This window comes from Undibacterium sp. RTI2.2 (assembly GCF_035018705.1).
Classification (GTDB): Bacteria; Pseudomonadota; Gammaproteobacteria; order Burkholderiales; family Burkholderiaceae_D; genus Undibacterium.
This window is the reverse complement of record NZ_JASJXN010000067.1, coordinates 1-9634: the sequence shown is the minus strand read 5'-3', so window position 1 is coordinate 9634 and position 9634 is coordinate 1. Positions and strand designations below refer to the sequence as shown.

Genomic DNA, 9634 nt, shown 5'->3' with positions numbered 1-9634 from the left:
AACTTGTATGCTCAGCAACTAAGCGCCTGGTCAATATTCAATGCGCGCAGCTGGTCAATATTGAGTGCGCGCCAACATCTACGCCATTAAATTCCAATGTATGACCGGGCTTAATCCTAAATTCATAGGTCGAATTCAAAACCGTTTTACCGTCTTTCAGCAGCAAGAGTTTCATGACAGCGCGATCGTCTTGCGCTGGCAATATGGAAATCTTAAAACCTGATTGTGCGTAATCAATGCTGTTCTCACTTGTTCCATTCTCTCCTCGGATGGACGTCACATACGGCATCGATTCGATTTTTTCGTAAGAGCACTCCTTCGCCATTACTGTGCTGATCGTGGCATGTTGAAACGCGATTTCTGATCCGTTGACTACTCGCTCGATCTCGACCTGATAGCTGACATTCGTTTGTGCATAGGTCGAGAGTGCGCATGACATTAACGCAATAAAACAGAGTAGAGTTTTACTCATAATGTGAATTCCTAGAGAGGTATTTACGGAAAGTGATTTAGTGACTGAACTTATGGTGTCTGCAGCACACGAGGGGTTTTGCGCATCATTGATTTTGCAAATAGGTAAACCAAAAGCAAAGAAGCAAATATAGACAGAATAAATTCAACAATAATTAACCAAAAACTAAACCTGGATAATGTTGACTTGGCTTTATCAGAGAATTTGAACTCATATTCATGGATAGTTTTTTCTCTAAGCCTGACGAGATCATCTATATTGCTAACACCATATTTCTCTAATAACGGACCCGTTCCCTCTTTTAATACTTTGATGGATACGTCCATAAACTCAATATTATTTGCTTGACTGACTAAATCAATGAAATGTTCCGTCGCTTCATGATTAGCATGATGAATTGTGAGGTAAATTAACGGTTGGACGATCAGGGCTATCAACAGAAAAATCACTATTTTTTTGGAAAAGAACATCTTATTTCCAATTCAAGTATGGTTATTTTGCTTCGCTTAGGATGGGACAACCCACTTAGATTTAATCACCCGGTATTCCTGCCCACTTTTGGCCAAGGCCGGGGAAACCCGAGTTTGCCGATGCTATCAATTTGCGCGCTGTAGAACGTACCTTGAGCAATCGGCACCGTTTTCTCAATCGCGACAAAGAAGTCGTCGTTACTTTTTATCCATCCCTCCACCCAGGTATTCTTGTCGATGAATCCTGGTATTTCTTCGAGCAGGAATTCCAGTAACTCGCGGTTTTCATCGATGCGTTTATGCACACCGCCTCCTGCGTAACCAAGGGCGTATTTGACCTGATCCAAAGGGTCTTTGGAGTTGCGAAGTCGGATTGCTTCGACTTCCCAATCCTCGATCACGTCACTAGAAAACCACAAGCGATAAGACACCACCGCCGCAGCGATCAAGAGCGTCGCGTTAAATACGATTGACACCGCTAGCAAGCTGCCCATGTAAGGCTCCTATTTACCTATTGGTATCAGACGATGCCATTACCAGGCGGAATAAACTGTAAGGTCGTTTCTTCGATTGTTTTACTGCGCGCGCGAGCCTGACGTTTCTTTTTCAGATAACTGATACCAAACGACACCGTCAAAGCGAACAGTATTCCCAGTACGATAAAAATCGCCATACTGACCCAAGCGTAAGGATCTTCTTTTGGACACATGATGTTTTCCCTAAAAAAGTGGTAATTGATTGGGGTCAGGCTTAGGGGGACGCATTCCACTAATTCTCTCTTTAATGACACTCAGCCACGCGTGATAACGGTAGCCTTTTCTGACTTCAAATGGATATGCGTCCCGGAGCACATTTCTTAATTTCTTGGGATCGGCATAGCCTTCTCTTAGCAACGTAATGGCAACTACTTCCCTCGCTTGGTTGATGATTTTAGTCATCGGGTCTAATCTCAGTAAGAATGCCAAATACGTTGATTACCGCTTTTGCCAATCAGGTTTCCGGTATCGACATGTAAAAAATTCCGCTGGTAAAAACCAACACCGCCCTGCTGTAATTTGGCAGCGAGTTGTCCTAAATAGGTACTTGGTATCGAGGTAGTTCTAAAATCAATGGCTCTGAATATGCCTCGGTGATCTGGCAAATGAAACGAATTTTGGGCGGCGTTCTCGGTATGACTATTGGTGTAAGGCGTACGTAGCCCTGACAGCGCATCAAAGCGGACATGGTGGCCATACATGGCTAGAAAGGTTTGCATCCAGGAGAGTGTTTGGAGCAAGCGCCAATCGGGGTAGCCTTGTCGATTCGCGGTAACATCACGAAGAAGGAACGAGGCTTTCCTGTAGCCTAGTTCCGTCGAATAATCAAATTGGAGTTCGTCGGCCCCGCGCTTTAACCAAAGCAGCGTCGGTGTTCGATACACTTGGCCATCGTTATTGTCTTCTGCAAGCGCTGACTGCAGTGGCATACAACTGATAGCAAATGCTTTGAGGAAATCTCGTTTATTCACAATCCATCCGTGTTATTTTAGATATGCCAGATATCCATCAAGGTCCAATAATCGGTCAGCCCCGCCCCAATCAAACAAGTCCCTCAAGGTGTGATCAGTTTGCAGGTACTGGTATCCCTCGCAAGATAATCGGCGACTTCCTCGACAATCAGTACGGCGAGCAAGGTCAGAGAGAGGGGTGCTCGTTTGGCACCTGCCCAAAGTGACTTTTGGTATTGAGTACATGCGGGCTAATCGTCATTTAGGTTTTTATTTTCTAAAAACCGTGTTGTTCCATAGTGAGTTCGTTGTGAGCCACGACGATGCCGAGAATGACGGTCGACGCTTGCTCAAGCTCAATCTTGTTTTGGTACTGAAGACCGACATCCTGAATATGTTGAGCGATCGCTCGCGGCACTTGAAAAGCCGACTTTATTTCTTTGATCGTCCAGCGACAGTTCAGCATCCAGTACAAGCGGTGCGTATTAAACTTGCGCATGGGAGGCCTTGCCGCGAAGATGGTCAGACAAGCGGGTATAGAGACGATTTCTCGGTCTTGTTAAAGGGTATCCAAATGCACCGGCGCGATCGTATTCGGTAGACGGCAATACAAATTCTGCCAGCAAATAGTTTTCTAGTGAAAAGCCCATCGTATGACAAGACTTTGGCGTCGCTACAATCCGGACTCCCGATTTACGCCCTACTTTCAATAATTCAGTTGCGTCTTTTAATAAGCTAATAGCGTTGTCCACATCAAAGTCATTCGCGACAAAGGGATCTTTCGTGCTCAGCATGTTTGCAACGATGTTGTTAATGTCCTGATCTTTGTGGGATTTGAGGAACCGCATCGTTTTCGGATGCGCAACCAAGCGCAGCCCAACAGAGGAACCACTGATAATGGTGTCTCTATGGCGGATCAACAAATCGATCAATATGCCTTGTTCTTGCGATTCCACTTGGTTCTCCCTGTTCGATCGTTAAATCTGGCTGTAGATTAGCTGGCTAGTTTGGCTAACTTATCTTCCATCGTTTTTACATCTACAGCGCCCGGGATGCGAGAACCGTCCGTGAAGATGATTGCCGGCGTACCTTGGATACGGTATTTCTTACCCAGTTCTAATACCTTGTCGCTCGGTGAGGTGCAGGAAGCAGCCGCGGTTACCGGTGCTTTGTTATTGAGCATCCATTCGTCCCAGGCTTTGCTACGATCAGGCATGCACCAGATATCGCGGGATTTGGTTTTGGATTCTTCGGTCAAGATGTTGTACTGGAAGGTATAGACCGTTACGTTGTCCATATCTTGCAAGGTCTTACGAAACTTTTTGCAATAGCCACAGTTCGGGTCCTCGAAAATCGCGAAGACGCGCTTGCCATTCCCCTTCGTATATTTCAGTGCCAAATCGAGTGGTAGGGACTTGAAATCAACTTTGTTGATGTCGTCTAAACGCTCTTCGGTCAAGTTTTTGCCTGATGCTGTATCAATGACACGTCCGGCAAACAAGTATTTGCCTTCTTTGTCTGTATAGATCACATCGCGCTTGGTTTTAACTTCGTACAGCTCACCGTAGGGTGTTTTAGTAATCGTTTCAATTTCTCCCGCACCAACCCGCACTTCTAGTTTTTTAATAAGGTCTGCGTTTTTATCAGCAGCGACCGCGCTTAAACTCACAACGCATAGCAATACTGCTGCTTTATTGATCTTTTTCATGGAAAATGCTTTCTTCTTTTTTGGTTGATGGCGGTTTCTTTGGCTGAAACAAAATCAAGCCAAAGATAATAATAATCAGTACGACCATCATCAATATTTGTAATCCGTCTATGGAGGAGGCGCCGATAGTTGATTCTGTGTGCATGATGATGTCGATCAAATAGATTTCTTGTTACTATTTTGCCGACATGTGCGGAAAGTCAAATTTCATAAAGTGACTGATTTATTGGGTCTTATGAATTTGGGGGAGTTTGGTAGGAAATAGGTACATCGAGTTAATAAGATGCACTTCCGTCTTTTGTAGAAGCAACAGCATTAGGCTCAGGTAATAGAGCGGCACAGGATGGCCAGGCTCGTTAATCTAAATTCCTCATCTATGCTTTGTTGTTGAGGAACTAAAGAAGGTGATAACTATAGGCGGCTTGAAAATGAAAAAGATATCAATATTTAGACCATTATTGATATCGTTCTATGCTTATCGATTAAACAAAACCCACGCACGCGTGGAGAACACTCTTGTTAAATTCCAGTATTAAAACAACCATCTACTATCTCCACCTATTTTGACTCATGTTCAATAAAGTCAACTTGCTCAAATTTGAAGCAATAAGGACTTTAATTACTACTGCTGCAGGTTTTGAGCGGACCGTCTATTGTTATCCAATAACTTATCCACAGATTTTGTGCATAACTATCTAGGATAGTGTTGTGACAATAAATGTAATGAAACACCAACACCACCCAGTCCCATTGTTATTAGTGGCAGTTTGACTTGCAACCATGGTGCGCTCGTCACAATCACAAACCCAATAAAAATAAAGAGAAACAACAAGACCCAGAGGAGACCTGTCGTGATCACAATTCGTTTGAAACTATTCATTCACTAACTCCATTTCTTTCAATCTTTTATAAAGATAACTACGGGCACATCCAAGCATTTGTGCTGCTTTCATTTTATTGCCCTCAGCCTCCTCCATACTTTTGAGAATCTGGTCATTTGTGATGTCTTTTGACGTTTTCAACTTGATTGCCGCATGGGAGCCAATATAAGCATTGGATTTGCTGGCCAGCGAATGTCCAGCATGTTCGGCAATGATTTTGCGCGCACTCTCTAAAATGTCTTTTTGTGGCAAGGTGCCACCCCGCACAGGGCTGTCTTTTCCAGTTAAGTTTTTGTAAAGATTATTCAGGTATTGAGATCTCAGGCCGTGTGGCGTCACGCCAAGCCCTTTTTTTGTCAGACCATATTTTCTGAGAATGTTGTAATACTTACTCTTCCATTGTTTTAGTGAGAATTCATTGGGGATCGTCGTTTTGGATTTATTGTTGATATATTGCTTTGCAGTCTCAATTATTTCTAATTGCGATTCATCATCAATTTCAACCCGACGATGCCGGCCGCCCTTTGTGCCGTCTTCGACCATCAAATAAGTTTCGCCATGCAATCTCATGACGGTATCAAAAGGTCGCATCAGCATGCTTTCTTCTGCTCTCAAACCGAAGGTGATTTGCAGCATGAGTTGAATACCAATGTATTTGTTTTCCATTGTGATTCTGCCGATTAATTCTTGGGCATCCACCCCATTGCTTTCCCATGATTTATCCTCCATCACAATGCCTGACCGTTTTGGTAGTTCGCACAGCGAAGGATAGCTTTCTGGATTTTTGACGATGTTTGCTTTTCTTAACCAAGTGGCTAATGTTGATAAATAGGTCAGCTTGTTTTCTATCGTACCGCGTGTTTGTTTTTTTGATACCCAATGGGTCACAAGAAAATTAATATGTTTCTCTTTGAGGTTGGATAGGCTGGCAATCTCAAATTTACCAACGGTGTACAGCTCTTCAATCGAGGCGACCATACAGAGACAGCGTAGACGTTGAGTTTTAGCACCAAGCGCAGCTTTGCTCTGCCTAGTCTTGCTGTGTGCACGATGGATGTGCTTTGGAAACAAAGCACTCAGCTCGTCTTTGAGTGCTTGCGGTAGCTTTGCTCTTTTAACATCGTGAGTGTGATCATAATTTAATGCCATGGTGTCCTCTTTTTTAGTGTTGATAAATAAATTCTTCGCAAATTACGCCTTGCGGGGCGGCCTCCGGCAACCAGGGATCTTTAGCGATAACAATTGGCTCTCTAATACTGGCTGGCACCTGTAGTAGAAACGACTCACGTCGTCATTCAAACTGCTTTGCAATTCATCAAACCTGTCCCAAACCCCAAATTCAGTACAGCCAAATCAACTATTGCGAAAGCCCCAGGGGACATTCATTAAAAGTGATGGTGCACCTACATTTAAGTGGTTGAAACAAGGCTTGGTTGCACTAACTTTGCAAATCCAATGATCCGTCTGCTGTTTGGGGAAAGGTAGCAACACCTTGATAATGAATGTCACAAACAGCTTCAAGTCTTGCCGACCTTGCTGCATGTGGGATACCTCATTGATCTTAATAAGACGTGCTCGATTGCAGTCTTTTTCCGATCAATGTAACCCCGCGAAGGGTAATTAGGCGTCCTAATTTATATGGTCTGTGTAGTCGAGATCGTGTCTTTAGAGTAGGCTTCATTCCTTGCAAGACTCTAAACCAGACGACGGGGCCAATGTTTATCACTGTTCTGTCGTCCTCAGTCTTTACTCTTCTATCTTGTTGATTCTTTTAAAAAAATTCACGTCCACGAATGGAGGTGAATACACAAAAGAAATCAAGTTAAAAGGGAAAGAAAGATTCAACAATAGTTACTGCTTTGATGTCCTGGCACTCAGTAGTTGAAGTGATTTTTTGAAGTTTGCTTGCAGTAATCACGTCCAATCTTGGAGTGAATTACCTGCAGCCATCAAAAAAAAATATCAAGTTTTGAGGCAGAGTTTGTGGCGTTAAGCCATGCGACGATGCTAGTTACCTAGCGGGGATTCTTATCAAATTCTGTACTGCAAGTTGAATATTAATGACTTTAATTGCAGAAATCTATGATAACAACACCCTTTTTTGAAGCCTCTCCTCTTTCACATCCTACCTCTCTCTCTTAACCGTTTTTAGTCAGTTAAAACCCATCTTAGAAATCCGTTAGCTGAGTTGAAAGGACCGCATTTTTGCTAGTGAAACATTGGATAACCATTGGTTATCCAATGGTTTAATCAAAACCAGTAACAGATTTATAAACGGATTTCTAAAACCAATGGTTAACCAATGCTAATCCATTGGTTTTATCCAATGCGCGGCGATAAAAACATTTCTGCTGCTGAAACCATTGATTAACCAATGGCTAACCATTGGTTGTGAATCTTTTGCCAATAAGTGTCAGTCAATTTAATTTTTCGATGGAGTAATATATGCATTTCAAAGCAGCGGCGATCGATCTTGGTTTTGGACAAACTAAATGGGCTGTTCGTTTAGATGATGAAATCGTAACGGGGTCGTTTTCTTCATTAGCACCAGCGGCCAGCGCCAACACGGTGTCAACGAATCTGGGCAACTTCGCGCAACGTAACACCATCAAAGTCAACATCGATGGCGCATGGTTTGAGGTGGGACCGGATGTGCATCTAGCAATGGGTGGCACTAACAGTGGCCGAGTTCTTTCTGAAGATTTTCCGAAGTCAAAAAACTATAAAGCCCTCCTATTTTGTGCTTTGTACTACGCCGGTATTGATCAAGTCGATGTCTTAACGTTGGGGCTGCCTGTCCACACGATGCCTTTGTATGCCAATTTCTTAAAAGAGATGTTCAAAGATCCCGTTGTTGTGAATGGCAGGATGATTACTGTGGGAAGAGTTATTGTGCTGCCCCAGCCGGTGGGCTCTTTGGCGATGTTTGGATTTACTAACTCTCAGCAGATCAACGATGGAAACACCAGATTGGTTATTGACCCTGGGTATGTCACAACTGACTGGGTTGTTGCCAATGGATTCAACATGATTGATGGGCGCAGCGGAGGCAAAGTGGGTGGTGTCTCTCACATCCTGAAGCATATTGCTGAATTAATTAGTGCCAAATATGGTGGTGGCAAGTTTGACCGGATCGAGCGCATTGATGACGCGTTTGTGTCGGGTAAAAAGTTTCACTATTTTAAGCATGAAATTGGGCAGGAAGAACTTGAAAGTTACTTATCTAGTTCTACTCAAGTCATTGAAGAATCCGTCAAAGAAATTAAAACACGGGTGGGTGATGTGGACGATTTACAAAGCATTTTAATCACTGGCGGCGGCGCGCGTTTTTATGAGAAAGTAATCAAAGCCACCTTTCCTATGAATGATGTACATTCACTGGATCAACCCGCGTTCACCAATGTGATTGGCTTTTTATTGGTCGCAGAAAATATGCAACGCCGGGCAGTAAAAAATGTCTAAAATTCCCGTCCAATTCGGTGTTCTAGAGGAGGAATATCCCTTTCTCTTTGAACATCTGACTACTGTTAAAAATAAGCAGTTACGGATGAGAATGGTCAAGCAAGCTGCAGAGAAATACTTTGAGTTTGTTGCGACCGGTAAATTTTTACACATCAACGAAGATACCTCGTTAAGTTTTCCATCAACAACAACATTGTCCGATGAAGTTGGCGGCAAGGGGAAAAATCAGGAAGCGCCACACCACGATGAAGCAAAGTCCAATAAGACAACGCCAGAGGAATTGTCAAAAAACAGTGCGTCCAACGTTACCGCGACAATCGGTCTCGACGACGAATTTTTAGAAAGATGGGGTTGATAGTGAAGTCAGAACTGGAATTATTGAGTTTGTTTTTTGGGGGGATGATTTCTGGTATCGGCATCACCTTGGCATTTTTAGTGAGCCAATACTTTTTTATTTTGGTCGCACTAGGCTTACTACCCTATGTTGTCCTGCTTGAACGCAGCAGAGCAAAAAAAAACCCTCCTAATGATTAGGAGGGTTTTTGGGTTTTAGCATCGGCAAATTACAGCAATTTTTTCTCTTTCAACATTTGATCAATCACCAAAAACGGATGATCACTCTTTTGTTGTATGCACCGGGTTAATAGCGTGTTAGTGATATTCCCCAGTTGATTGGTCGCTGACATCCATACATCCGCCCAGTCTGTCTTTTCAACATCAGGCAATCGGATCTCCACTTTAAACCCCATCTCCATTAACCGTCTCGCAAGTTGCTGTGCGTAATGGGTCCCAGGCCGATAATTTCTGATTGGATCGAATTTATCATGGTCAGCATAAATAATGACCTTATCAAAATCCGATTTGAGAATATCGGCTTTCGCGAGATTGCCCGCATTTACATAACTCCGGACATTAATTTGATATTGATGAGCGGTAGCGACAGTAAGCATGGTCTCGAAACCCTCACCTACTGCAAGAACCCGGGATTCTGGGTTCGTCACAATCGACGTACCAGCGCCCTTCTTTTTACGAACGCCGCCCATTTCTAACTTGACGTTGTCCCCAAGATGTTTTGTACTGTTGGCGCGCACTCAATATTGACCAGCTGCGCGCATTGAATATTGACCAGGCGCTTAGTTGCTGAGCATACAAGTT

At 43.4% G+C, this 9634-nt stretch carries 15 protein-coding genes; 3 read left to right on the top strand and 12 right to left on the bottom strand.

The window, feature by feature from the left end:
• Nucleotides 1–37: 37 nt before the first annotated feature.
• The 11 genes from QN395_RS20315 to QN395_RS20265 form a co-directional block, all read right to left on the bottom strand.
• Nucleotides 38–472: a hypothetical protein gene (locus QN395_RS20315; protein ID WP_323492870.1), complete on the bottom strand. Its 435-nt coding sequence runs from the start codon at nucleotides 470–472 to the stop codon at nucleotides 38–40.
• Nucleotides 473–522: 50 nt separating this feature from the next.
• Entirely contained in the window at nucleotides 523–942 is a 420-nt protein-coding gene (locus QN395_RS20310) for a hypothetical protein (RefSeq protein WP_323492871.1), read from the bottom strand.
• A gap of 65 nt (nucleotides 943–1007) precedes the next feature.
• The gene (locus QN395_RS20305) at nucleotides 1008–1436 is read right to left on the bottom strand and encodes a hypothetical protein (protein WP_323492872.1); all 429 of its coding nucleotides are present in this window, start codon (nucleotides 1434–1436) and stop codon (nucleotides 1008–1010) included.
• 26 nt (nucleotides 1437–1462) lie between these two features.
• Nucleotides 1463–1651, bottom strand: coding sequence for a hypothetical protein (locus QN395_RS20300; RefSeq protein WP_323492873.1), 189 nt, complete (start codon nucleotides 1649–1651; stop codon nucleotides 1463–1465).
• 10 nt (nucleotides 1652–1661) lie between these two features.
• Complete coding sequence (locus QN395_RS20295) at nucleotides 1662–1880, bottom strand: hypothetical protein (protein ID WP_323492874.1); 219 nt, start codon at nucleotides 1878–1880, stop codon at nucleotides 1662–1664.
• 11 nt (nucleotides 1881–1891) lie between these two features.
• The gene (locus tag QN395_RS20290) at nucleotides 1892–2407 is read right to left on the bottom strand and encodes a YcbK family protein (RefSeq protein WP_323492875.1); all 516 of its coding nucleotides are present in this window, start codon (nucleotides 2405–2407) and stop codon (nucleotides 1892–1894) included.
• A 298-nt stretch (nucleotides 2408–2705) separates the two neighbouring features.
• Nucleotides 2706–2927 carry a hypothetical protein gene (locus QN395_RS20285; RefSeq protein WP_323492876.1) on the bottom strand — a complete coding sequence of 74 codons (222 nt, stop codon included), beginning with the start codon at nucleotides 2925–2927 and terminating at the stop codon, nucleotides 2706–2708.
• Nucleotides 2914–3384 carry a hypothetical protein gene (locus tag QN395_RS20280; protein ID WP_323492877.1) on the bottom strand — a complete coding sequence of 157 codons (471 nt, stop codon included), beginning with the start codon at nucleotides 3382–3384 and terminating at the stop codon, nucleotides 2914–2916. Before QN395_RS20280 ends, QN395_RS20285 begins: the two co-directional genes overlap by 14 nt.
• 38 nt (nucleotides 3385–3422) lie before the next feature.
• Nucleotides 3423–4136 carry a DsbC family protein gene (locus tag QN395_RS20275; protein WP_323492878.1) on the bottom strand — a complete coding sequence of 238 codons (714 nt, stop codon included), beginning with the start codon at nucleotides 4134–4136 and terminating at the stop codon, nucleotides 3423–3425.
• Complete coding sequence (locus tag QN395_RS20270; protein ID WP_323492879.1) at nucleotides 4120–4281, bottom strand: hypothetical protein; 162 nt, start codon at nucleotides 4279–4281, stop codon at nucleotides 4120–4122. Before QN395_RS20270 ends, QN395_RS20275 begins: the two co-directional genes overlap by 17 nt.
• 727 nt (nucleotides 4282–5008) lie before the next feature.
• Nucleotides 5009–6166 carry an integrase domain-containing protein gene (locus QN395_RS20265; RefSeq protein WP_323492880.1) on the bottom strand — a complete coding sequence of 386 codons (1158 nt, stop codon included), beginning with the start codon at nucleotides 6164–6166 and terminating at the stop codon, nucleotides 5009–5011.
• A 1296-nt stretch (nucleotides 6167–7462) separates the two neighbouring features.
• Between QN395_RS20265 and QN395_RS20260 the strand changes: the two genes are divergently transcribed.
• Genes QN395_RS20260 through QN395_RS20250 form a run of 3 tightly spaced genes read left to right on the top strand, consistent with a single transcriptional unit; the run spans nucleotide 7463 to nucleotide 9013 of the window.
• Nucleotides 7463–8479, top strand: a complete 1017-nt coding sequence (locus QN395_RS20260) for a PRTRC system protein D (protein WP_323492881.1) — start codon at nucleotides 7463–7465, stop codon at nucleotides 8477–8479.
• Nucleotides 8472–8834: a hypothetical protein gene (locus QN395_RS20255; protein WP_323492882.1), complete on the top strand. Its 363-nt coding sequence runs from the start codon at nucleotides 8472–8474 to the stop codon at nucleotides 8832–8834. Before QN395_RS20260 ends, QN395_RS20255 begins: the two co-directional genes overlap by 8 nt.
• Nucleotides 8835–8836: 2 nt before the next feature.
• Nucleotides 8837–9013, top strand: coding sequence for a hypothetical protein (locus QN395_RS20250; protein WP_323492883.1), 177 nt, complete (start codon nucleotides 8837–8839; stop codon nucleotides 9011–9013).
• A 29-nt stretch (nucleotides 9014–9042) separates the two neighbouring features.
• On the opposite strand, the gene QN395_RS20245 is transcribed toward QN395_RS20250, so the two are convergent.
• Complete coding sequence (locus QN395_RS20245) at nucleotides 9043–9570, bottom strand: toprim domain-containing protein (protein ID WP_323493131.1); 528 nt, start codon at nucleotides 9568–9570, stop codon at nucleotides 9043–9045.
• Nucleotides 9571–9634 lie beyond the last annotated feature (64 nt).

Excerpts from the sequence above, each read along its gene's own strand:
- QN395_RS20260 (WP_323492881.1), top strand. The coding sequence starts at position 7,463 with ATGCATTTCAAAGCAGCGGCGATCGATCTTGGTTTTGGACAAACTAAA.
- QN395_RS20290 (WP_323492875.1), bottom strand. The coding sequence starts at position 2,407 with ATGCCACTGCAGTCAGCGCTTGCAGAAGACAATAACGATGGCCAAGTG.
- QN395_RS20305 (WP_323492872.1), bottom strand. The coding sequence starts at position 1,436 with ATGGGCAGCTTGCTAGCGGTGTCAATCGTATTTAACGCGACGCTCTTG.
- QN395_RS20270 (WP_323492879.1), bottom strand. The coding sequence starts at position 4,281 with ATGCACACAGAATCAACTATCGGCGCCTCCTCCATAGACGGATTACAA.
- QN395_RS20310 (WP_323492871.1), bottom strand. The coding sequence starts at position 942 with ATGTTCTTTTCCAAAAAAATAGTGATTTTTCTGTTGATAGCCCTGATC.
- QN395_RS20265 (WP_323492880.1), bottom strand. The coding sequence starts at position 6,166 with ATGGCATTAAATTATGATCACACTCACGATGTTAAAAGAGCAAAGCTA.
- QN395_RS20295 (WP_323492874.1), bottom strand. The coding sequence starts at position 1,880 with ATGACTAAAATCATCAACCAAGCGAGGGAAGTAGTTGCCATTACGTTG.
- QN395_RS20315 (WP_323492870.1), bottom strand. The coding sequence starts at position 472 with ATGAGTAAAACTCTACTCTGTTTTATTGCGTTAATGTCATGCGCACTC.
- QN395_RS20275 (WP_323492878.1), bottom strand. The coding sequence starts at position 4,136 with ATGAAAAAGATCAATAAAGCAGCAGTATTGCTATGCGTTGTGAGTTTA.
- QN395_RS20285 (WP_323492876.1), bottom strand. The coding sequence starts at position 2,927 with ATGCGCAAGTTTAATACGCACCGCTTGTACTGGATGCTGAACTGTCGC.
- QN395_RS20300 (WP_323492873.1), bottom strand. The coding sequence starts at position 1,651 with ATGTGTCCAAAAGAAGATCCTTACGCTTGGGTCAGTATGGCGATTTTT.
- QN395_RS20255 (WP_323492882.1), top strand. The coding sequence starts at position 8,472 with ATGTCTAAAATTCCCGTCCAATTCGGTGTTCTAGAGGAGGAATATCCC.